Source organism: Halomonas sp. SIMBA_159 (assembly GCF_046536035.1).
Taxonomy (GTDB): domain Bacteria; phylum Pseudomonadota; class Gammaproteobacteria; order Pseudomonadales; family Halomonadaceae; genus Vreelandella; species Vreelandella venusta_A.
The window spans coordinates 1-234 of sequence record NZ_JAWJBT010001660.1; the positions used below are offsets into that span (position 1 = coordinate 1).

At 51.7% G+C, this 234-nt stretch carries 1 protein-coding gene; it reads left to right on the plus strand.

The features are described 5' to 3' along the window. Positions 1-14: 14 nt before the first annotated feature. Positions 15-234 (plus strand): aldo/keto reductase (locus R0J87_RS24840; protein WP_498889698.1); only part of this gene is annotated, 220 nt, incomplete at its 3' end.

Genomic DNA, 234 nt, shown 5'->3' on the forward strand with positions numbered 1-234 from the left:
ACCGCATGGTCGACATGTCGATCGATGCGGGTATCAATATGTTCGACACCGCCAATTTATACTCGCAGGGAAATGCCGAAAAAGTGCTAGGTGCGGCGCTTCGCGGCAAGCGCGACAAAGTGCTGATTTCATCCAAAACCGGTTTTCCTTTCGACAGCCACCCGAACGAACGCGGCGCTTCACGCAATAATTTATTGAAATCCATCGACGAATCACTTGAACGGCTCGGCACAG